Source organism: Nonlabens sp. Asnod2-A12, from assembly GCF_045063745.1.
Classification (GTDB): Bacteria; Bacteroidota; Bacteroidia; order Flavobacteriales; family Flavobacteriaceae; genus Nonlabens; species Nonlabens xylanidelens.
In genome coordinates this window covers 504,167-527,843 of sequence record NZ_JBEFOB010000003.1, presented here as the reverse complement: position 1 = coordinate 527,843, position 23,677 = coordinate 504,167, and the positions used below count along the sequence as shown (strand labels likewise).

Annotated in this window: 13 protein-coding genes; 7 read left to right on the top strand and 6 right to left on the bottom strand. The window is 34.6% G+C overall.

Annotated features, from left to right (window positions below):
* Nucleotides 1–57: 57 nt before the first annotated feature.
* The 4 genes from ACJJVJ_RS02485 to ACJJVJ_RS02470 all read left to right on the top strand — a co-directional run bounded on the left by ACJJVJ_RS02485 (nucleotide 58) and on the right by ACJJVJ_RS02470 (nucleotide 11,716).
* On the top strand, nucleotides 58–795 hold the full coding sequence (locus ACJJVJ_RS02485) for a YebC/PmpR family DNA-binding transcriptional regulator (protein ID WP_104515002.1): 738 nt from the start codon (nucleotides 58–60) through the stop codon (nucleotides 793–795).
* A 166-nt stretch (nucleotides 796–961) separates the two neighbouring features.
* Nucleotides 962–1,339 (top strand): LysM peptidoglycan-binding domain-containing protein, encoded by a 378-nt coding sequence (locus ACJJVJ_RS02480; protein ID WP_104515001.1) that lies wholly within the window; start codon nucleotides 962–964, stop codon nucleotides 1,337–1,339.
* Nucleotides 1,340–1,642: 303 nt separating this feature from the next.
* On the top strand, nucleotides 1,643–7,366 hold the full coding sequence (locus ACJJVJ_RS02475) for a GEVED domain-containing protein (protein ID WP_405368735.1): 5,724 nt from the start codon (nucleotides 1,643–1,645) through the stop codon (nucleotides 7,364–7,366).
* Nucleotides 7,367–7,450: 84 nt separating this feature from the next.
* Nucleotides 7,451–11,716, top strand: coding sequence for a PQQ-dependent sugar dehydrogenase (locus ACJJVJ_RS02470; RefSeq protein WP_405368734.1), 4,266 nt, complete (start codon nucleotides 7,451–7,453; stop codon nucleotides 11,714–11,716).
* Between the two features lie 77 nt (nucleotides 11,717–11,793).
* Here the strand turns inward: ACJJVJ_RS02470 and ACJJVJ_RS02465 are convergent, their stop codons facing one another.
* Nucleotides 11,794–12,117 carry a YbaB/EbfC family nucleoid-associated protein gene (locus ACJJVJ_RS02465; RefSeq protein WP_405368733.1) on the bottom strand — a complete coding sequence of 108 codons (324 nt, stop codon included), beginning with the start codon at nucleotides 12,115–12,117 and terminating at the stop codon, nucleotides 11,794–11,796.
* A 146-nt stretch (nucleotides 12,118–12,263) separates the two neighbouring features.
* Here ACJJVJ_RS02465 and ACJJVJ_RS02460 point away from each other — a divergent pair, with 146 nt between their 5' ends.
* The 3 genes from ACJJVJ_RS02460 to ACJJVJ_RS02450 all read left to right on the top strand — a co-directional run bounded on the left by ACJJVJ_RS02460 (nucleotide 12,264) and on the right by ACJJVJ_RS02450 (nucleotide 16,949).
* Nucleotides 12,264–14,315, top strand: a complete 2,052-nt coding sequence (locus ACJJVJ_RS02460) for a S9 family peptidase (RefSeq protein ID WP_405368731.1) — start codon at nucleotides 12,264–12,266, stop codon at nucleotides 14,313–14,315.
* A gap of 136 nt (nucleotides 14,316–14,451) precedes the next feature.
* Complete coding sequence (locus tag ACJJVJ_RS02455; RefSeq protein WP_104514997.1) at nucleotides 14,452–15,492, top strand: PLP-dependent cysteine synthase family protein; 1,041 nt, start codon at nucleotides 14,452–14,454, stop codon at nucleotides 15,490–15,492.
* A 200-nt stretch (nucleotides 15,493–15,692) separates the two neighbouring features.
* Complete coding sequence (locus ACJJVJ_RS02450; RefSeq protein ID WP_104514996.1) at nucleotides 15,693–16,949, top strand: aminotransferase class I/II-fold pyridoxal phosphate-dependent enzyme; 1,257 nt, start codon at nucleotides 15,693–15,695, stop codon at nucleotides 16,947–16,949.
* 87 nt (nucleotides 16,950–17,036) lie between these two features.
* Here the strand turns inward: ACJJVJ_RS02450 and ACJJVJ_RS02445 are convergent, their stop codons facing one another.
* The 5 genes from ACJJVJ_RS02445 to uvrA form a co-directional block, all read right to left on the bottom strand.
* Nucleotides 17,037–17,315 carry a hypothetical protein gene (locus ACJJVJ_RS02445; RefSeq protein ID WP_146080373.1) on the bottom strand — a complete coding sequence of 93 codons (279 nt, stop codon included), beginning with the start codon at nucleotides 17,313–17,315 and terminating at the stop codon, nucleotides 17,037–17,039.
* Between the two features lie 111 nt (nucleotides 17,316–17,426).
* On the bottom strand, nucleotides 17,427–18,005 hold the full coding sequence (locus ACJJVJ_RS02440) for a hypothetical protein (protein WP_405368729.1): 579 nt from the start codon (nucleotides 18,003–18,005) through the stop codon (nucleotides 17,427–17,429).
* Between the two features lie 286 nt (nucleotides 18,006–18,291).
* Complete coding sequence (locus ACJJVJ_RS02435) at nucleotides 18,292–19,611, bottom strand: hypothetical protein (RefSeq protein WP_405368728.1); 1,320 nt, start codon at nucleotides 19,609–19,611, stop codon at nucleotides 18,292–18,294.
* Entirely contained in the window at nucleotides 19,602–20,678 is a 1,077-nt protein-coding gene (gene corA / locus ACJJVJ_RS02430; RefSeq protein ID WP_104514993.1) for a magnesium/cobalt transporter CorA, read from the bottom strand. Before corA ends, ACJJVJ_RS02435 begins: the two co-directional genes overlap by 10 nt.
* Nucleotides 20,679–20,769: 91 nt before the next feature.
* The gene (uvrA, locus tag ACJJVJ_RS02425; RefSeq protein WP_405368726.1) at nucleotides 20,770–23,571 is read right to left on the bottom strand and encodes an excinuclease ABC subunit UvrA; all 2,802 of its coding nucleotides are present in this window, start codon (nucleotides 23,569–23,571) and stop codon (nucleotides 20,770–20,772) included.
* Between the last annotated feature and the right edge of the window lie 106 nt (nucleotides 23,572–23,677).

The window sequence follows — 23,677 nt, the reverse complement described above, 5'->3', positions numbered from 1 at the left end:
GGTTGTAAACATAGCTGCAAGATTTTATATTTACAACTTATTAAAAATTAAATAGAAATGGGTAGAGCATTTGAATTTCGCAAGGCGCGTAAAATGAAAAGATGGAGTGCAATGTCTAAGGCATTTACTAGAATAGGTAAAGACATAGTTATTGCTGTAAAAGAAGGTGGGCCAGATCCAGATTCTAACTCTCGCCTGCGTGCTGTTATACAAAATGCTAAGGCGGTAAACATGCCTAAGGTAAATGTAGAGCGTGCGATTAAAAAAGCAACTGATAAGGATACTGCAAATTTTGAGACCGTACTTTTTGAAGGTTATGCACCACATGGTATTGCTGTACTGGTAGAAACGTCTACAGATAATAATAACAGAACGGTAGCAAATGTGCGCAGTCATTTTACAAAAAGTGATGGTAACCTAGGTACATCAGGATCTGTGGAATTTATGTTTGACCATAAATGTCATTTTAGAATCCCTGCCGAAGGTCAAGACCTAGAAGAATTAGAATTGGAGTTAATAGACTTCGGTGCCGAAGAGTTATTCTTTGATGAAAAGGATGAAGAAGACAGCAACTCTGTAGATGGAATTATGATTTATGGAGATTTTCAAAATTATGGTACGCTACAAAAAGGACTGGAAGAACTTAATATAGAAATCTTAAGTTCAGATTTTGAATACATTTCTACTATAGAAAAAGAAGTAACCGAAGAGCAGCGCGCAGATATCGATAAACTTCTAGATAAACTAGATGAGGATGATGACGTGAATAACGTCTATACTACTATGAAGGAGTAAGAGTAGGAGAGGTGTTCGTTTAGTTTCGCTTTCGCGAAAGCGGAATAAATACAGTTAGTAGGTTATTTGTGTATTTTACCGATGTAAATCTATTTATCGGTACAAATTTAGAAATAACGATTAATATCCTTAACTTTAACATTATTAACTAAAACAAAAATATACAATGGTAAAAGCAAAATATCAAAGCGTACTAGACTTAGGAGAAAAACTAAGTATTCAAGATGGTGATGTACAGGTGAATGGTGATAAAATTGAAATAAGAGGTACAGCAGCAACTCCATATGATAAGGATTTATTATGGGACGAGATTAAAAAGGTAGGTGGTGATAACCCAGCAGACCTTATGGCTGATATTCAAGTTGCCGATGATTCTATTTATACAAAGCACACTGTAAAGAGTGGTGAGTCATTAAGTCTTATTGCAAAGCATTATTTTAAAGACCCAATGAAGTACAAGCAAATCTTTGAAGCAAATACTGGTTTACTAGATAATCCAGATGTGATACACCCAGGTCAGGAACTAGTTATTCCTAATCTATAGTACAGTATAAAGTCTTAAAAAAGTCTTTATAAAATGTTAAGCCTCGCTACTCGCGAGGCTTTTTTTTGTTAAAATGTTACATTATTGTAGGAAAAATTATATATAAAAGTGTAAAAATTCGATCAATTACATAGTTGCAGTCTTAATAATCGATAAAGTGTATCCTTGTTAAGTGTGTAAACGTGTTTTTTAACTGTTAATCAGGTGTTTAATCGATATTGTGTAGCAATTGTTAAAATTCAAATAAATAACAGAGTGTAGGTGTTAAATTTGCATTATGATAAATCGTTAACAAAACGTATTATGAAAGCCCTCTACCCTCAAAGTATTATGAATAGTAATAAAAGTATAAACTTAAAGAGTATTTTTCTCTTTTTGAGTTTATTGCTGTCAGGTTATTTGTCTGTAGGGCAGTATTGTGTGCCAACAAGTATAAACCCTCAAGATTATTTTATTAACGATTTTAGCTTGGGGTCTGTAACTAATAATGGAAGCTCATTTAATAATATCATTACTCCTGGATATTCTGATTTTAGTTCTCTCTCTATAGATTTGGCTTTAGGAAGTACTAATAATTTATACATAGGAATAGGCGTAGGAGCTGGTCAAAATCATAGAATTAATAATTCACAGTACAATATTTTTATCGATTTTAATGATGATGACGATTTTGATGATGCAGGAGAATTAATTTATCATTCTACAGGAAATGAAACTTCAACTTTTACATATTCACTTTATATAGATCCTAGTACGGTTGTTGGGCCTCACCGTTTACGTATAGAGTCACGTAGTTATTATATTAATACAAATCCATGTTTGTCTGATGATCAATCAGAGGTAGAAGATTACACCATTAATATTTTAGGACCAGCATTACCACAAGCTAACGATGATACATTAGACGTTGCTTATAATAGTGTGTCCTCTCCTGCAAATACAGTAGATGTAAGTCTTAATGATTTTATAGGTACTACCAACGGAGGTGATTTAGATGATTATAGTATTTCAACAGGTACCTTGCCTTTAACGACTGCAAACGGTGGTACTGTTGTAGAGAGTACAGATGGGAATTTTATTTATGTTCCAGTAACTGGTTTTATCGGGACCGATAGTTTTGATTACCAAATTTGTGATACATTAAATAATTGTGAGACAGCTACTGTAAATGTTACTGTAGCTCCTAATGTTTGTACGCCAAGTTCTGACTCAGATGCTCGTGAACCTTGGGAAAGACATTATATAACAAGAGTTCAAATCTCTGGAGAATCTCAAAACATAGATAATGCAACTGGTGATGACGGTGGTTATGGTAATTATATAAATTTACCACCTGCTGATATGATACCAGGTAATAATTATACAATCGATTTAGATGTTTTTAACGGAAACGGACAGTCTGGTTGGGCAGCTTTTATAGATTTTAACGGTAATGGTGATTTTAATGATGCAGGAGACAATATTTATGCAACCAATGGCACCGGTGGAACGGAAGCAAGTCCTTATGCGGTAAGGACTATTACTATACCAACGTCAGCTACTACAGGTAGAAAAATATTACGTATAGGTAGTAGAAGGTATTGGGCTAGTGTTGAGTCGTGTGGTACAACTTCAGGTAATTCTGAAGAATTTGAAGATTATGTAATCGATATCTTACCTGTTGCGGGAGCAAATATATCATTGTCAGGGAATGCTGTGGCCATCACGCATAATAGTACTACAACAACTCTAGCAGATGGTACTAACTATGGAGTTGTAGATAGTAACATAGGTGATGATGTGCATACATTTGTAATTACTAATAATGGTTCTAGTGATTTGACTTTAGGATTAGTAGGACCCATTACTTTTGGTACAGGATCTCATAGTTCTTTTACTTTAGAAAATACTCCGGTACCAGGTACGATTTTAATACCAGGGGCTACAGAAACTTTTCAAATAAGATATACACCTAGAACTATAGGACAGCATAACGGTACTATAGAAATAAGTAGTGATGATTCTAATGAAAATCCATTCATATTTGCGATTCAAGGAGAAGGTGCACAAATTTATCCAGATACAGATGGAGATGGTGTGCCAGATAATGTAGATGTAGATGATGATAATGATGGTATAAGAGATGTAGATGAACAAAATGCATGTTTATTGAGTCCATTAAGCACAACAGCAGATGTAATTTTCTTAAATGAAACATTTGGTGCTGGTACTAATAGGGTTACTATAGATGGTTCTACTCCAGGTGTTACTACAACTTATTGTTATGAAGATGGTACGATAGTTCAAGGGCCTAATGAATGTGATACTGAAGTAAATCTAGGGGATGGTAACTATACTGTTCATTATTCTATTAGTGACAATAATAGTTCAACGAATATAGGTCCTTCTGGTCCAGATGTTTCTACTTGGTCAGAAGATGTTTGGTATTATGGAGAAGATCATACAGTGGGTGATGTAAATGGTAGAATGGCAATATTTAATGCAGATGTAGATCCAGGAGTTTTTTATGAAACAGAGATAGTAGGTACGGTACCAGGTGCTCCTATATTTTATGAGTTTTGGGCATTGAACATAGATAGACAAGATTCTGATTTTCCTGGAACTGAACTACCAAGAATTCTACCTAACGTAACAGTTAATTTCTTCAATTCTGATAAGTCGGTTTTACTTGATTCTTATAATGCGGGAGATGTAGAACGTTGTACAGACGGTTCTCACAACGGTTGTGGTTCTTTGTCTCAGTGGATACAGTTTAACACAACAGTAACTCTAGCAGATAGTGATTTTATCATACAAATGGTGAATAATTCTCCAGGAGGTTTAGGAAATGATCTAGCTCTAGATGATATTAAAATTACACAAACTCTTTGTGACCTTGATGGTGACGGTGTTGCAGACGTTATAGATCTTGATAATGATAACGATGGTATTCCTAATGTTTATGAAATAGGACAGCCTGCAGGGTTAGCTGTATTAGATAGCGATGAAGATGGAACAACTCTAGAAGTTGTTTGGGTAGATGTTGATGGTAATGGTTTACATGACGCTTATGAAACTTATACGCCTAGAGACAGCGATGGAGATGGTGTGCCAGATTATCTTGATCTAGATAGTGATAATGATGGAATATTTGATGTTTTAGAATATGACGGTTTAGGAGATCTAGATGTTAACGGCGATGGAATAGGTGAAGGTACAGATGCAATCTCAGGTGTTGATACTGATGAATTTGATGGTGATGGATTACTAGGTACTATAGATTATAATGATGATGATGCAGATGGTGAAGATCATGGAACAATGAATTTTGTTCTACCTCTAGATACTGACAATGATGGTTTGCCAGATTATATAGATGTAGATAGTAATGATAATTTAAATGACCTATCTAACGGTAGCGATATTGATAATTCCTATTACGCAGGTCAGGATGGTGATGGTGATGGTAGAGTAGATGGCAGCGTAGACACCGATAGAGATGGAGTTTATGATGGAAACAACGACTTTGATACAGGTATTTATGGTGCGCCTATAGATCTAGATGATGATTTATCCATATTCTTTGACGGTAGAAATGATTACTTACAAACTCCTGCACCTGTAACAGCTGGCCTAAGTAGTTCTACTATTATGGCATGGGCTCTTGCAGAAAATACAGGTACAAATGTAACCGTGATGGGAGAAGAGAATTTTAATATTTCTCTAGATAGTGCGAGTAGGGTAATAGTAACTGCTATCGATGCAGGTGGTAACACTTATACAGTTTCTTCTCCTGGTACTATTTCAAATACTAAGTGGGTAAATATTTCAGCAACATATACGGCTACAGATCTTAAACTATTTATTAATGGTGTAGAAGAAGCTACTATCGCTACAGGAGGCGCTGCTTTATCAAATGCATCTGGTAGTCCTTTTACAGTAGGTAATTCAGCTACGGCTGGATCTTCTAATTATTATAGAGGATTCTTGGATGAAATTAGAGTATTCAACAAAGGTGTTGACATTGCTGATGTAAGAAGACTTATGTACCAAGAAATAGAAGCCAATGGAACACTAGTTACTGGTAAGATCTTACCTAAGAACACAAGTGTTTTATGGAATGATATTGCTGTTTATTATGACTTTGCCAGTATAGAAGGTGATATCGTATTTGATGCTGCAAGTAATACAGATATAAGAATGTATAATGTGAAGAAGATAGTGCCACAAACAGCACCTATTCCTTATGTTACCGCTCAAGATGGATTGTTATCTGATAACGCAACTTTTGTACAGACCGTAGTATGGGATCCAGCAGATATTGAAAACTACGATTACACCATTATTAAAGTAGGACATGAAACGACACTAGATGTTAGTATATCTACAGTAGGTGTTGTAGTAGACGCTGCAGCTTCTGTTTTGGTCGAAGATGGTAATTATTTAGAGAATGAATGGTATGTAATTCTTAATGGTTTAATAGACCTAGAAGGAGATGCGCAACTAGTACAAACCATTGATAGTGATTTAGATGTTTCAAGTGCTGGTCGTTTAAAGAGATGGCAAGAAGGTAAAAGTGATGTGTTTAGTTACAATTACTGGAGTTCTCCTGTAGGAGTTGAAAATACAACTAGTAATAACAATACTTTTAATTTAGGTATGTTACAAGATGCAGATGGCTTTATTAATATTACTGGTGTAGGAGTAAGAACACCACCTGTAACAATACCTACAACGATAAGTGGTAGATGGTTACATACTTTTAATAATGGAGTTTCATATGCAGACTGGTTTAGAATAGATGGTACTAGTCCTATAGATGCAGGTCATGGATGGAGTCAGAAAGGGGCAGGAGCAGTAGGTGATCAAGAATATTTATTTGAAGGTAAACCTAACAACGGTTCTATAAATATTACAGCAATAGATACCGATGGTGATCCAGCTGTAGATCTAACTACTTCATTATTAGGTAATCCTTATCCTAGTGCGATCGATGCACGTACATTTATAGATGATAATGCAAGTGTTATAGATGGTGCCGTTTACTTATGGGATCAATTCGGTAGTACCGACCATATACTAGCAAATTATGAAGGTGGTTATGCAACTATAACAAAAATGGCAACAGTAAATGCAACACAAATTGCAGGAAGTGGAGCTTTAGGAGGTACAACTGTAGGTACAGTAGTCCCTACATTTTTCTTACCAGTATCTCAAGGATTCTTTGTAACTCTAACAGATAATGGTACATTGAACTTTAACAATGGGCAACGTGTCTTTAAACAAGAAAGTTTAGGAGAAAGTATATTTGTAAGCGCACCAGGTTCACCACAACCTACAGCAGATAGATCTGATTATCAAGATGAGACTATTGATATATTAAGATTAGAGTTAGAAGCTGATAATGGAGCGTCCAAAGAGATCGTTTTAGGTTTTGCAGATTTTCTTACCGATGGAGTAGATTATGGATATGATGGAGCTATGTTTGAAGCTTTAAGAGATACAGATATGTACACCTCTTTTAATGGTAAAAACTTTGTAATAAGATCTTTTGATCAAATTACACCTTCTAAGGTAGTACCATTAACTGTTCATGGAATTTCTACAGTTAATTACAAGATAAGTGCAAAGGAGATTGCTAACATTTCTGCATCTCAAGAACTATATTTAAGAGATAACGAGACTAATACTTATCATGATTTAAGAAATGGAGAATATTACTTCACACTTTCTGCAGATGGTAAAAACAGTTCTAGATTTGAAATCGTCTTTGAACAAAGAACTTTAGGCTTAGACGAGGAGACTTTAGAACAAATAGATATTTATTATTTAAATAATGATGGTAAGATTTATGTAGATCATTTACAAGAATCTGTAAGTGCAATGAATGTATATGACCTTTCAGGTAAATCATTATTCAGCTTCCGCGAAAGCGAACTTACCAACATACAAAACGGTATTTACATCCCACAAGTTTCTTCAGGCATTTACCTTGTTGAGATAGATGTAAAAGGAACTAAAAAATCTGTAAAGATCATAGTAAACTAAACAGTATTAATTTGAAAACTGCTTTTGTAAGTAAAAACAAAAGCAGTTTTTTTTTCAATTCCCCTAATCAATTAAAATAAAATCATGAATAAAACTTTACTCGTATTAGCATTTTGTTGGAGTATTTTTTCTCTAGCACAAAATCCTGAAACTAACGGTAGAAACTGGACAGTTACAAAGTTGGCTAACATGGATCAGTTAGTTTCTTATCCTAATGAAATTACTTATGGACCTGATGGCTTTTTGTGGATTACAGAAAGAGCAGCGCTAGATAATACATCAGATGCTACTAACGGAGAACGCGTGGTGCGTATAGATCCTAATACTGGTGCAAAAACCGTAATGTTAGACCTTCATAATGAGGTGTATAGCGCAGCTGGACAAGATGGTCTTATGGGAATGGCTATACATCCAGATCTTTATACAGATATAACGACTACGACTAATAATTATGTTTACCTAGCTTATACATATTCTAATACTTCATCTCCATACGGTAGAGATCGCAGTTTAAGAATAGAACGATTTGAATATGATAATTCAACGAATACATTAGTACCTAACACATCTACTACAGGAACTATTAGTGATGGTACTTCTAATGTACTCATCCAAGGAATGGATGCTAGTAATGATCATAATTCTGGTAGAATGAAAATAGGGCCAGACCTTAAAATTTATTACACATCTGGTGATTTAGGAGCAAATCAATTTCAAAATTTCTGTCAGTTAGTACAGTCACAAGCATTACCTACACAAGCTGCGGTTAATGCAAATGATTGGTCAGCCTATAAAGGGAAATCATTACGTATTAACTTAGATGGAACGATTCCAGTTGATAATCCTAAATTTTACCCATTTGCTGTACCTGATGGTAGTGCTGGTAATCCATTTTCTAATTCGCCAGTACCAAATAATGCGGATACTATGCGCCCAGATTCTGATAAGGTACAATCTCATATTTTTACTTATGGACATAGAAATGCACAGGGAATTGTTTTTGATAGTAACGGAACTTTATTTCAATCCGAGCATGGAGATAGAGTAGATGACGAGGTTCATGTTCTAGTAGGAGGTAAAAATTATGGATGGCCACTTATCGTAGGTGAACGTGATGACCTAGGTTATGAGCAATGTATTAAAGGATCTGCAGCTGGTTGCTCATGGACAGGAAATAATGATTGCCCTTCTGGAGCACTTACAAATAAAGAGACAGATTTTCCCTTACCAGTAGATTTTCAAGGACCTATAGCAACTTATGGTAGTACAGTTACTGCTGTGCCACAAGGAGGCTTTTTAACATGGCCTACTGTAGCACCTTCAAGTATTGATGTGTATGAGGGTAATGGTAACTTACCTTTCTCTAAAAATTTAATCATTCCTACACTTAAAAAAGGAGCTCTTTACCGTTATGGTGTCGATGCATCTAATAATATAACAACAGACCTTATTGAGTTTCACTCATCCATAGATAGATATAGAGATATTGCTATTTCTGCAGATGGTAATACTATTTATGCGGTAACTGATAGTGGTGGTTCTACTTCAGGACCTTCAGGGACATCTTCTCTAGGTGTTGCAAATCCTGGTGCTGTGTTTAAATTTGAATATCAAGTTTTTCCAGAACCTTCTACACAAGTTACTAATTTTACAGCAGTTAATAATGGTAATGATATTAATCTGGCATGGAATGATGTTGCTGGTCCTAACCTAGCAGACGGTTATGCTATAGCAATAAGTACTACTGCTGGAAATTTTCCAACTTTCACTGATGGTGTGTCACCAGTTATAGACATGGATCTAACAGATGGTAATGGACTAGTAACTGTAAATAACGGAGAAGAAGCTTATACATGGAATGACCTAGACGAGACAGTAACTTACTATTTTCAAATTACAGCTTATTCTAATGTTGCTGATGATATAGATTATCTAACTACACCAAATGGACCTCTAGCAGATGCAACAACTACCATTTCTCTAGATCCAACTATTATAATTACAGAAGTTGTTAGTACCGGTTCTAATGGTATAAATGAAGGTTATGTAGAAATTTTCAATTATGGTACTGCATCAGTAGATCTTAATGCTGAAGGCTACTATTTAGGAATCGCATATGATGGAGGTTCTTCTACAGGTAATAATGTTGATATAACAGCTACACTGCAACCTGGGCAATATTATACTATTGGTAGACAAGGAGGTTCTTTTACTCCAGATTTAACAGAATACAATGTTATTAATGGAGATGGAAATGACGCTTATGTATTGTTCAACGGTGCAGATGAAGTAATTGATATTTATGGTGTACTAGGTCAGAATGGAAGTGGGCAGGCTTGGGATTATTCTAATTCACGTGCAATAAGAAAAATTACTGTTTCAGAGGCTAACGATACCTGGACGGCATCAGAATGGATTATAGAAACTATATCAAGTTTTAATGATGTAACGGCTAATGCTGGTGAAGACATTAACTTTATTTACAATAATTCTTGGGCACCTTATGACCCAAGCGGTTCTGAATATCAGGCAGAAGATGTTACAGTAATGAATGGTACTGCAAGTTTAACTGCAATGTCTTTATTTAATAATGTTACTGTTCAAACTGGTGCAACGCTAGATTTAGGTACTACAGGAATTGATTTGAGAGAAAACTTACAAGTAGATGGAACTTTTATTGGTTCTCAAGGAACTTTATCTGTGTCAGGAACTTCTAGTCAATCAATTAGTGGTAACAGCTTTGGTCTAAATAATTTAATAGTAGATAATGTACTTGCGGTTAATACTGATGTATCAATAAATAATTTACTTACTGTAAATGATAATTTAACTGTAAACCCTGCAAATATGATGTTGCTTACTAGTAACGCTACAGGCACGGCTTATGTAGGACCAGTAAATGGATCTATAACTGGTAACTTTGCTGTAGAGCATTATGTACCTGCAAAAAGATCTTTTAGATTCTTGAGCCCATCCTTAACTACAGCAAACAGTATAGCAGATAACTGGCAAAACGACTCTGGTCTAACTAGTGGTGCTGGAACACATATTACAGGTTCTGATACTGGAGCAAATGGTTTTGACATGACTAGTTCTGGTGCTCCTTCATTATTTACGTATAATAATACAGGTCAACAATGGGAGGCTATTGCAAACACTTCTACACTAGGGTTAGTTGCTGGTAAAGCATACCGTATGTTAGTGAGAGGTGATAGAACAGTAGATTTAACAAATAATGCTGCAACACCTTCTAATACTACTCTTACTGCAACAGGTAATCTAGTTACAGGAAATGTAACTGACGCTAGTTTAAGCGCCGTAGCAGGAGAGTTTAACTTTGTAGGTAATCCATACCAGGCACCAGTAGATTTAAGTACTGTGCTAGCTGCTTCCAATAACGTGAGCAGTTCATTTGTATATTTATGGGACCCAGCTATCAATACTAGAGGTGCTTATGTTACCGTAGATGTAAGTGCAAATAGCTCAAATAACGCTAGTTCTCTTATGGATAAGTATTTACAACCTAACACGTCATTCTTTATTTCTACACTAGCAGATGGTGTAGCAAGTGTTTCTTTTACAGAATCTGATAAAGATATAACGGCTGGTTTTTCTAATAGCGCAAGAAACAGTGCCACTACAGGTTCTATATCTGTTCAACTGTATGAGCAAACAGAGTTGCAAAACGGTATGTCTGCTCGTGATGGAGTAGTGGTAAGATTTGACCCAGCTAGCTCTAACGGTGTGGATGGTAATGATGCTATAAAATTCAGCAACCTAGATGAAACTCTTAGTTTTATGAATGGAACTGATAAATTAAGTATTGAAAATCGTTTTACACCTCAAGATAATGAAACACTTTTTCTAGATATAGTAACCTATAGATCAGTAGACTATGCATTATCTCTAGATGTAACTACAGTAGGTTTACCAGTATACTTAAAAGATAATTTCTTAGGGTCGTACACTTTATTAAACGATGGTAATAATATCTATAATTATTCTATACAGTCTACAGATGCTGCTTCTAGTGCCGCAAATAGATTTGAAATTAAGTTCTCAAATGCAGTCCTTTCTTTAGAAGAGCTTGATATGGTAGAATTTACTATATATCCTAATCCTACTTCTGCAAATAAGACTATTTATATATCAGGTACTGGTGTAGAGACTATAAAATCTGCTTCATTATATAATATGTTAGGTCAGCAAATTATTAACTGGAATGAGATCGATGCGTCTAACAACGAGGCTCAATTAGATTTAGGTAATAATTTAAAAGTAGGTAATTACATCTTGCAAATTAAAAATGCATCAGGTATTACAACGAGTAAACAATTGATTGTTAATTAATCAATTTATAATTCACATAAAAAGGGCTGTTCTTATTAAGAGAACAGCCCTTTTTTTATTCCGTAAGATTCAGAGAATTATTTAAACATATCCATTCCAGGTATGTTAGGCATACCATCTTTGGCAACTGCTGCAACTTCGGCCTCATAAATTTCTTCAGCTCTTGCAAGTGCTTTGTTGGTTACCATAACTAGATAATCTTCTAGTTGCTCTTTATCTTCCAAAAGTTCTGGATCGACAGTTACATTTTTAATCTGACGACTAGCAGTTACCGTTACTTTTAATAAGCCATCACTAGATTGCTCATCTATAAGAACAGTATTCATTCTATTTTTAGTTTCTTCTACTTTTGCTTGGGTCTCCTTCAGTTTCCCCATCATTCCCATCATATCTCCGAACATAATTTATCTTTTTTAATTAAATGTGTAAAATGTTTGTTGTAGTTCCGCTTTCGCGAAAGCGAGAACAAAAATAACTCTCTACTAACTATAGTAGCAAATGGAAAGCTATTTTATATCTTGCAATGCTTTTTAATTTTAAGATTTATATGGCTCATAAAGCTCCGATTGCAAAGAAAATATCTCACGTTCATGACATTCATGGACATCAAAGAATAGATAATTACCACTGGATGACAGAGCGTGATGCTCCAGAAGTTATCGATTATTTAAAAAAAGAAAATGATTATTATGATGCCAGTACTGCACATACAAATCAATTAAAGGACGATCTTTTTAATGAAATCAAAGGCCGTATAAAAGAAGACGACGAGTCTGTGCCTTATTTATTAAATGGATACTGGTATATCAGTAAGATGGAAACTGGCGAGAGTTATCCATACTATTACAGACGTAAAGACGGCAGTGAAGAACAAGAGTTGCTTTTTAATGTAAATGAAATGGCAGTAGGGAATGAGTATTATAAACTTACCTCTATGAATATTTCTCCCGATAATAAATTAGTAGCCTATGGAGTAGACACTAAAGGACGTCGTGAGTACACCATTTACATTAAGAATCTGGAGACCGGTGAGATTTTTGAAGATTATCTAGAATTAACAACAGGTGGATCTGTGTGGGCAAATGATAATAAAACATTATTCTTTACTCGCAAGGACCAGCAAACACTGCGCGCCGATAAAATTTATAAATATCAAATAGGTACACCAGCTGCGTCTAACCAATTGATATTTGAGGAAAAGGACGAGATCTTTAATTGCTTTGTTTACAAAACCATGTCAGAGCGCTTTATCATGATCAAATCATCTGCTACGTTATCTGACGAGGTACGATTTATCGATGCAGACCAGCCAGATAGTGAGTTTAAGTTAGTACAAGAGCGCCTGCCAGAAATGGAATATAGTGTGTCTCATTACAAAGACAGCTTCTATATTATGACTAATAAAGATGAGGCGACTAACTTTAAAATCATGAAAACCGCTATCGAGACACCGCAAATGGAGAATTGGGTAGATTTTATTGCTCATGATCCAGAGGTGCTTCTAGAAGATTTTGACCTTTTTGAGAATTACTTTGTTATATCTGACCGTTTTAATGGTTTAAATCGCATAAGAATTAAAGCATGGGATAATACAGTAGATTATTTCCTACCCTTTAACAACGAGACATACACTGCTTTTACCAGTGCAAACTTTCAGTTTAAGACTAATAAATTGCGTTACAATTATAATTCTATGACCACACCACCGTCGGTTATAGAGTTTGATATGGAAACTAGAGAAGAAATAGTACTTAAAACACAACCTATAGAAGACCCTAACTTTAATCCAGATAACTATGTGTCTGAGCGTGTATGGGCTACTGCAGTAGATGGTGTAAAAGTGCCTATCAGTTTAGTGTACAGAAAAGATAAGAAAAATCCAGACGGTAATCCTTTATTGCAATATGGATACGGTAGTTATGGAAGTACGATAGATCCTTATTTTTCAATATCCAGATTAAGTTTATTAGACCGTGGTTTTGTATTTGCTATCGCACACATACGTGGTGGAGAATATCTAGGGCGTGAATGGTATGAAACAGGTAAAATGTTTGAAAAGCGCAATACTTTTACAGATTTTATAGCCTGTAGTAAATTTTTAATAGAAGAAAAATATACAACTTCACAACACTTATACGCTTCAGGCGGTAGTGCAGGAGGGCTTCTTATGGGAGCAATTATTAATATGGCACCAGGACTTTATAACGGTATTTTAAGTGCGGTACCATTTGTAGACGTAGTAACTACCATGTTAGATGACAGTATACCACTTACTACAGGTGAGTATGACGAGTGGGGAAATCCTAATAATAAAGATAGTTATGAGTATATGTTAAGCTACTCTCCATATGATCAAGTGATTGCGCAGTCATATCCTAACATGTTAGTAACAACAGGTTACCACGACTCACAAGTACAGTACTGGGAACCTGCAAAATGGGTTGCAAAGCTAAGAGAACTTAAAAAGGACGATCATTTATTGTTATTTAAAACAGATCTTTCTAGTGGTCATAGTGGAGCATCAGGGCGATATGATGCTTTAAAAGAGGTTGCTATAGATTTTGCTTTTTTATTAGATTTAGAAAATATTAACAACTAGTTTTTTTTTGTGTAAATTTGCAAAGTTTTTGTGCTAAAATTTAAAGTGCAAAAGAGCAGGTTCTGTAAAGTTAGGATGCAACCTTTTCCTAAAATTGTAGTCTAACGCAGTACAGGTTCTTAACAAAACCCTATATATGAGCGACAATATCAAAGCGTACAATAATGTACTGGAATTAATAGGAGAGACACCTCTTATAAAACTTTCTAAAACAGTAGAAAATTTTCCAGGTAATTATTACGCCAAAGTAGAGGCTTTCAATCCAGGACATTCTTCAAAAGATCGTATCGCTCTTCATATTATTGAAGAGGCAGAGCGCAAGGGAATTCTTAAACCTGGAGATACTATAATAGAAACAACATCTGGTAATACAGGTTTTAGTATCGCAATGGTAAGCCGCATAAAAGGATACGACTGTATTCTAGCAGTAAGTTCAAAATCTAGTGCAGATAAAATAGACATGTTAAAGTCTATGGGTGCCAAAGTTTATGTGTGTCCAGCAAATGTAAGTGCAGACGACCCACGTAGTTATTATCAAGTAGCAAAGCGCTTGCATGATGAAATTAAGAACAGCATCTATATCAATCAGTATTTTAATGAGTTGAATATGGAGGCTCATTACTTATCTACTGGTCCAGAAATATGGAACCAGACTGCTGGAGAGATTACACATCTAGTAGCCTGTAGTGGTACAGGTGGTACTATATCTGGTACGGCACGTTTTTTAAAAGAACAAAATCCTGATATTCAAATCTTAGGAGTTGATGCTTACGGTAGTGTTCTTAAAAAATATCATGAAACTCAAGAATTTGATAAGGATGAAATTTATCCTTACCGTATAGAAGGATTAGGTAAAAACTTAATCCCAACTGCGACAGATTTTGATGCTATCGATAGTTTTACAAAGGTGAAGGATGAAGAGGCTGCTCATACGGCACGTTTTATATCCCAAACTGAAGGTCTATTTGTAGGGTATACAAGTGGTGCTGCATTACAAGCAACTAAACAACTAGCTGCCGAAGGTGTTTTTGATGAGAATTCTAATGTGGTAATTATTTTTCCAGATCACGGATCTCGTTACATGAGTAAAATTTATAATGATGAGTGGATGCAAGATCAAGGCTTTTTTGATTCAAAATCTACTGCAGATCAACAACATATAGAGTACATTAAGTAGTCTTTTTAATATTTTATAATTTAAAACCCTAATCTATAAACGATTAGGGTTTTATTTTTTATTACGCTTTCGCGAAAGCGAGATCCACTTCTAACTGTATATTCTTCAACACATTATTAACAAATCACAAAATACTATGCATGCATAATCTATAGATGAATTGCTGCGAAAGTCGTATCTTTGTGAGCTTAATTAGTGATATGAAAGATTTATTTGATAAAATATACAAGGACAAAGGACCGCTAGGGAAATGGGCGAGTGTAGCTGAAGGATATTTTGTGTTTCCTAAGTTAGAAGGACCTATTTCTAACCGTATGCAATTTAACGGTAGAGAAGTAATTACTTGGAGTGTTAACGATTATTTAGGATTAGCAAATCATCCAGAGGTAAGAAAGGTAGATGCAGAGGCTGGTGCTGAGTATGGAAGTGCTTACCCTATGGGAGCACGTATGATGAGTGGTCATACTGATCTTCATGAACAACTACAAAATGAGCTTGCAGAATTTGTAGACAAAGAAGCTGCTTATTTATTGAATTTTGGTTATCAAGGAATGGTGTCTACTGTAGACGCTTTAGTTTCTAAAGATGACGTTATAGTTTACGATGTAGATGCACACGCGTGTATTATTGATGGTGTACGTTTACATCATGGTAAGCGTTTTACTTATAAGCATAATGATTTAGAAAGCATCGAGAAGAACCTTCAACGTGCTACTAAAATAGCAGAACAAACTGGTGGAGGAATTCTTGTGATTTCTGAAGGTGTTTTTGGTATGCGTGGAGAGCAAGGAAAATTAAAAGAAATAGTAGCTCTTAAAGAAAAGTACAACTTTAGACTGTTTGTAGATGATGCTCACGGTTTTGGTACACTAGGTAAAACTGGTGCTGGAGCAGGTGAAGAGCAAGGTGTACAAGATCAAATAGATGTGTATTTTGCAACATTTGCAAAATCTCTTGCTAGTACGGGCGCTTTTATTGCAGCTGATAAAGAAATAATTGATTACTTAAAATACAATTTACGTTCTCAAATGTTTGCAAAGTCTCTACAATCACAACTTGTAGTAGGAGCATTGAAACGTCTAGATATGTTACGTACTATGCCAGAGCTTAAAGAAAAGCTATGGGAAAACGTAAATGCATTACAGAGTGGACTTAAAGATCGTGGTTTTGATATAGGTACTACACAATCGTGTGTAACACCAGTTTATCTTAAAGGTAGTATTCCTGAAGCTATGGCTCTAGTAAAAGATTTACGTGAAAACTTTGGTGTCTTTTGTTCTATAGTTGTATATCCAGTTATACCTAAAGGGTTAATCTTATTGAGGTTAATTCCTACTGCATCACACACTATGGCAGACATAGAAGAGACGTTAACTGCCTTTGAAGGTATACGTGAGCGTCTAGATAGTGGTGTTTATAAAAGATTAAGTGCTAGTGTTGCTGCTGCGTTTGCATAAGCGATAACTTGATTATATTTATAAAAAAAAGTCCTGTGTTAACAGGACTTTTTTTTATGGTTAATATTTTAGTAGAGTTTCATGAATTTATAGCAACGACGATAAGTGAAATAAAATCAATAAAGGATAACCGATTACAGAAACATAATATTTATAGTCCTTTGCTTCTTTTTTAATAACCATAATTATGGTGAGAATTATTCCAGTAAATAAAAAAAACATAGCTAGAATAGATGTAATATTTAAAATGTTTGAAAGTTTATTTATAATAGTAAAATCATTATTTATTACAATTATGGTTGCAATTATATTTATAATGACTAGATATAAAAATAATCTAAATGCCCATGCTCTATAGTTAGTCATGTTTTAATTTTTCTATGGTTAATAAATTTATAATGCTAAAAATCTAACTTTAATTTTGCTTTTAAAATATTAATCTTCAAAAGATCAAGTTCAATTCTACGTCATTAAATATTACTTACCATTATGTAACTCAACTTCGACTTTATAAAGTGTAGCCTGCTGCATGACTAAAATAGGATAACTGTTTACTTTATAACCAGCAGATTCTCCTGTTTCTTCTTTGTTTTCTAAGCTAGACATGGTTATCATAAAGTCCATACGGTCTTTATAAAATACCTCACTATTGTTTATTAAATTACCAGCCACTTCATAGGTACTAAATAAGGTGTTGCGTGATTGTGCTATAGGCAAAATAATACCATTGTTCTCGTCTAGCTCATAGATATTCTTATTTCCTGTTTGTATAAGAGTGTAGGCTCTTTCTTCTCGTTCTGTACCGTAAAATATTTTATAATCATATTTTAAACTGTCAGTTGTAGCAAGTAAATGAAATTCCATGGGAATATCTTCTAATCCATTACTGGTTGTGTTTACTAGATTACCTTTATAAATGCCTAAAAAGTCATCAGGAAAAATAAGTTCTTTCTTTACCTCTTCAGTTTTTACAGATTTTTCTACGACAGGTTTTTTTGAATCTGTTTTACAGCTTATAAATAATAGGAGTAAGGTTATGGTGATTATTTGCTTCATATATCAAAAGTAGTTATTATTTAAATGGTTATTGGTATGGATTTGTTTTGGACATAAAATACAAATTGTCATAAAATGAAGAATCCCGAGCTATCAAGATGACAACTCAGGAATTCTTACTAACCAACCAAAAAACTTTTTGAAAATTACTCTTGTTAACCTTCATAACTAATAAAGCAATACCTGTGCCAAAGTGTTATGCGCGCATAATATATTTTTACGTTTATTGTCATATTCTAAAAATTTGAGGTCTTTCATTATCAATAATGATTTATTTCTTTAACCTTTAATGTCTATTATCACATTGTATATAAATAATACGTTCTTTATCGTCTAAAAATGCGATAAATGGACAACCAAAACTAGTATAGTAAAGTCCGAAAATAACAGGTGGTTTATCTTTAAATAATCTGCCAGCGTAATGATTCGGCTCTTTTGGCAGTTCCATGTTTTCTTCAAGGTAAAGAGAAGGACTGTGACTTTCACTGTCAGTTACTTCTGTCATGTATAGGACCTGTTTAGATGGAGATAATGCAAATATGTAGTCTGCCGTGTAAGTTCCATTGTCAAAGCTATTACGTGTGTAGTAGTAATCGTTGTTATCTATTACATAGTGATAGGCTACTTTTATATCGTATTGAGTAGATTTAAAAAATTCTCCATAGGCCAATTCGATTTTAGGCACTTTGCTTGTATTTATAGCTTTCCAATTGATGCTACTTAATGAATTTGTCAGGAAGGGGTTTTCTTTGCCTACATGTGCAAAAGAATTATAATAGGAGTAGTTGTTAGTTTCTATTAATCCTTCTAGGTTAAAACCGGTAAGATAATCACCACCACCATAAATACTTTCATGAGTAAAAAGAGGTACATCTTTTACTTTAAATTGTTTTAATTGATCTGTTTGATAGTTATAAATGAATAAAAAATCTGATTCGTCTATCTCTCTATTGTTTAAAAAAGTAATTCTTTCTTCACCTTTTATATGGTAATAGATTTCGTTTTGCTTTTCGTCATTATTTATGCTCGATTCATTTTGATATTCTTCTAGAACTTTAGGAAAACGATTAGACCAATAACCGTCTGTCAAGGATATAAATGGAATAGTTTCATCATTCTTCTTTTGATAACTATCCATGGTGAGAATAGAGAGATCATTAATGTTGTTTTCATATGCTATCTCTTTATAGTTATCTGATAAAAAACCATCAAATACATAACCCATTACACGACCAGTGGTAACCTTTACCCATGTGCCAGAGATTTCTTTATTCCCATCTTTAACAATGCTGGAAACATCTGTCATTTCAAGAATTTCTAATCTATAATTATCAGGAAATTTGCCAAGTAATTTCCCCTTAGGCGCATCTCTAAAATTTAAACCAGAAGGTGCATCGACATATTTATAGATTTTGTCTTGTATCGGTATTATTTGGGAACTTCTAGTTGGTTCATTATCGAACCCTACTGCAATTGTGTTACCGCTTAAAGAAATGTCGTTTAAAGCAATCTCTATTTCTTGTGGTTGATTTTCACAACTTAAAATTAAGAGTAGGATGAAGGCTGCAAAAACAGATTTTACAGATTTAAATAAGTCTAAAGCCATTTTTTCCACTTAAAAAAGCCCAGTAATGAGAAGAATATGACTCCACAAGCAATCCAGAAATAACTATAAGCATTTTCCCATCCCATTTCTGGCATGTCAGGTAGATTCATTCCATAAATACCTGCTAGAAAAGTAAGTGGTATAAATATAGAAGACATAATAGTAAGTACCTGCATGATTTGATTCATCTTATGACTTACACTAGATAGGTACATGTCACGTAATCCAGCATTTATTTCTCTATAAGATTCTACGGTTTCTATAATTTGAATACAGTGATCATAGGCATCTTGAAAATAAGCATGTGTTTTAGATTCTATCAGGGCGCTGTCTTCTTTAAGCAACCTAGAAATAGATTCTCTTAAAGGAAAAATAGCACGACGCAATTGAAGCAGCATCCTTTTATTCTTTTGTGCTTTATTCAGGGAATCTTTTTGAGGGTTATCAAAAATTTCGTCTTCTAGTTGATCGAGATATTCTCCTATTTGTTCAACAGCTATGAAGTAGTGATCTATTATACTGTCTATAAGAGCATAGAATAAATAATCGCTTTTAACAGATCTTATGCGACCACGACTGTTTTCTATGCGGTCTCTGATGTTTTCAAATACATCTCCTGTCTTCTCTTGAAAAGTAATAACAGCGTCTTCAGTAAGTATCAAGCTTACTTGTTCTTCATTAAGTTCATGATTCTCTGCATCATAAGAAATCATCTTAATGCATTGATATATATAGTTTCCGTAAAATTCAGTTTTAGGACGTTGCGTAGTGTTTGCTATGTCTTCTAGTAGTAAATGGTGTAAATGAAATTTACTACCTATCTTTTCTAATATAGCGATATCATGTACTCCATCTACATTAAACCAATTAACACGATTTTCCTTTAATTGATCTAAGAATATACCATTTTGCTTAGAAAAATGGGTCTCATCATACAGAATAGTCTCTGCGCTAACTTCGCCAGTCCTATCTTCTCCTACATAAGAAATGGTTCCAGGTGGCTGGAATACGTTAGTTCTAGACTTAGGTGTCGCTTTACGACGCAATCTTATATTAGGTTTTCTCATGAATATGACTTTAGAATGCAGACTTAATCAAATGTAATAAGTTTAAACTGAATAAATCGCACTCATTTATATAGCGCGAGAGTCTGTTTAATTATAATTTTTCTGCCAGGTAAGGAGCGGTATAGCTGTCTTTAATCTTAGCCACTTCTTCAGGTGTTCCTGCGGCGACTAATTTACCACCTAGTTTACCGCCTTCTGGACCTAGGTCTATAACATAGTCAGCACATTTTACCAGATCCATGTTGTGTTCTATCACAATTACAGAGTGTCCCTTTTCTATTAATGCATTAAAACTATCTAATAATTTATTGATATCATGGAAATGAAGTCCAGTAGTAGGCTCGTCAAAGATGAATAAGGTTTTATCACTAGTAGTTCCTTTTACTAAAAAACTAGCTAACTTAATACGTTGAGCTTCTCCACCAGATAGGGTAGAAGAGCTTTGTCCTAAGGTTACATATCCTAATCCTACGTCCTGTAAAGGTTGTAGTTTTCTTGTGATTTTAGCTTCTTTATTGGTGTTAAAAAACGCTATTGCATCGTTAATAGTTAAGTTGAGAACATCATCTATATTCTTATCAAAAAACTTCACTTCTAGAATCTCTTTCTTAAAACGTTTTCCATTACAGGTTTCACATTTAAGAGTAACATCTGCCATGAATTGCATCTCGATAGTTACTTCACCATCTCCTTTACAAGTTTCACATCTACCGCCATCTACGTTAAAAGAAAAGTGTTTAGGCTTATAGTTTCTTATTTTTGCAACTTTCTCATTTGCAAATAGATTACGTATGTCATCATAAGCTTTTATATAGGTTACAGGATTAGATCTAGAGCTGCGACCTATAGGGTTTTGATCTATAAATTCTACCGTTTTTACGTTTTCAAACTTACCAGATATCTCTGTAAATTGTCCTGCTTTTTTTCCATAACCACCTAGTTTTTTTAAGATTGCTGGATATAGAATTTGTTTTACCAGAGTTGATTTTCCACTACCAGAAACACCGGTTACCATAGTTAAAACACCTAGTGGGAAACGCACATCTATATTCTGCAGGTTATTCTGTCTCGCACCTTTTATATCTATATAATACTTGTTAGGTCTTCGCTTTCGCGGAAGCGGAATCTCCATAGATCCATTCAAATACTTTGCAGTAAGACTGTCAGATTTTAAGATCTCGTCCAGTGTTCCTGCAGCAACCACTTCACCACCATGAGTACCAGCCTCTGGACCTATATCTATAATTTGGTCTGCGGCTTGCATTATTTCTTCATCATGCTCCACGACGATGACCGTATTCCCTAAATCACGTAAATTCTTGAGTACTTTAATCAATCGTTTTGTGTCTCGTGGATGCAGTCCTATACTAGGTTCGTCCAGAATATACATACTACCTACCAGACTACTACCTAATGATGTCGCTAGATTGATACGTTGAGATTCTCCACCAGAAAGACTATTAGATTTACGATTAAGGGTTAAGTAATCTAGCCCCACGTCAGATAAAAAAGCAAGTCTATTATTGATCTCAATAAGTAAACGTTTTGCAATTTGTTGATCGTGATCGTTTAATTGTAAATCTTTAAAGAATAAGACCAACTCTTTAATAGGTAACGTTACCAGATCTGTTATGGTAGTGTCAGCTATTTTTACATAGTCAGCTTCTTTTCTTAATCTAGCGCCATTACAGTTGCTACATTTAGTCTTGCCACGGTATCGAGATAACATGACACGATTCTGGATCTTGTAAGCTTTTGCTTCTAGTTCTTCAAAAAAGGAATGAATACCTTCAAAGTATTTGTTTCCATCCCAGACCAGTCGTTTTTGCTTTTCAGTAAGCTCAAACCATGGTCTGTGAATAGGGAAGTCAAACTTGCTAGCGCTGTTTATAAGCTGGTTGTTATAAAAAGACATGCTATCACCACGCCATGGGAAAACAGCCTGTTCATATATAGATAGTGCGGTGTTAGGAATCACCAGGTCTGCATCTATACCTATTACATCTCCATAACCCTCACATCTAGGACAGGCGCCATAAGGATTATTAAAACTAAACAAATGCGGATTAGGTTCTAGAAATTCTATGCCGTCTAGTTCAAATTTATTAGTAAACTCGCGCACTTTGCTGCCGTCCATGTGTTCTATAAAGGCAACTCCTTTTCCTTCAAAGAAAGCAGTATCAATAGCGTCTGCTAGTCGATTATAGAAATCTTCATTATCTCGTACAATTATACGGTCTATGACTATTTTTACTTCGTCTTTTTTAGAATAAGTCAAATCTTCTTCGTCTATTCTATGGACGCTGTCGTTTATTTTTATACGTGTAAAACCTTGTTGTAAGAGTACCTGCAGTTGTGCAGCAATATCACGTTTACCTTTAACTATAAGTCTGGTAGTTAATAGCAATTTAGAACCTTCGTCCTGTTGTTTTACATAATTAACAACGTCTGTTACAGTGTCTTTTTTCACCTCGTCACCAGAGATAGGTGAGTAGGTACGTCCTATACGAGCAAATAATAATTTTAAATAATCATAAATCTCAGTAGTAGTTCCTACGGTAGATCTAGGGTTAGTAGAATTTACCTTTTGCTCAATAGCGATGGCAGGTGCAATACCTTTAATATATTCTACTTTAGGCTTATTTAAACGACCTAAAAATTGTCTTGCATAAGAAGAAAGACTTTCTACATAACGACGTTGACCTTCTGCATATAGCGTGTCAAAAGCTAGAGAAGACTTACCGCTACCAGATAAACCGGTTATTACAACGAGTTTATTTCTAGGGATAACAGCATCTAAATCTTTTAAGTTGTGTAGTTGTGCGCCTTTAATAAGAATATTCTCTTTAGGGCTTAACTGGTCTATATCGGCAAACAATTTTGTTTCTGGCATAACTACAAAGATAAGAGGGACTTTGTCCTTCAAAAAATCGTTTATTGCAATAAAAATGTTAAAAAATGTTGTCACTTTTTGTATTTGTGGAATAAATGTTGGTATA

Coding starts and splice junctions, on each gene's coding strand:
- ACJJVJ_RS02455 (WP_104514997.1), top strand. CDS start 14,452: ATGAGCGACAATATCAAAGCGTACAATAATGTACTGGAATTAATAGGA.
- ACJJVJ_RS02440 (WP_405368729.1), bottom strand. CDS start 18,005: ATGAAGCAAATAATCACCATAACCTTACTCCTATTATTTATAAGCTGT.
- ACJJVJ_RS02485 (WP_104515002.1), top strand. CDS start 58: ATGGGTAGAGCATTTGAATTTCGCAAGGCGCGTAAAATGAAAAGATGG.
- ACJJVJ_RS02445 (WP_146080373.1), bottom strand. CDS start 17,315: ATGACTAACTATAGAGCATGGGCATTTAGATTATTTTTATATCTAGTC.
- ACJJVJ_RS02450 (WP_104514996.1), top strand. CDS start 15,693: ATGAAAGATTTATTTGATAAAATATACAAGGACAAAGGACCGCTAGGG.
- ACJJVJ_RS02465 (WP_405368733.1), bottom strand. CDS start 12,117: ATGTTCGGAGATATGATGGGAATGATGGGGAAACTGAAGGAGACCCAA.
- corA (WP_104514993.1), bottom strand. CDS start 20,678: ATGAGAAAACCTAATATAAGATTGCGTCGTAAAGCGACACCTAAGTCT.
- ACJJVJ_RS02435 (WP_405368728.1), bottom strand. CDS start 19,611: ATGGCTTTAGACTTATTTAAATCTGTAAAATCTGTTTTTGCAGCCTTC.
- ACJJVJ_RS02460 (WP_405368731.1), top strand. CDS start 12,264: ATGGCTCATAAAGCTCCGATTGCAAAGAAAATATCTCACGTTCATGAC.
- ACJJVJ_RS02470 (WP_405368734.1), top strand. CDS start 7,451: ATGAATAAAACTTTACTCGTATTAGCATTTTGTTGGAGTATTTTTTCT.
- ACJJVJ_RS02480 (WP_104515001.1), top strand. CDS start 962: ATGGTAAAAGCAAAATATCAAAGCGTACTAGACTTAGGAGAAAAACTA.
- uvrA (WP_405368726.1), bottom strand. CDS start 23,571: ATGCCAGAAACAAAATTGTTTGCCGATATAGACCAGTTAAGCCCTAAA.
- ACJJVJ_RS02475 (WP_405368735.1), top strand. CDS start 1,643: ATGAAAGCCCTCTACCCTCAAAGTATTATGAATAGTAATAAAAGTATA.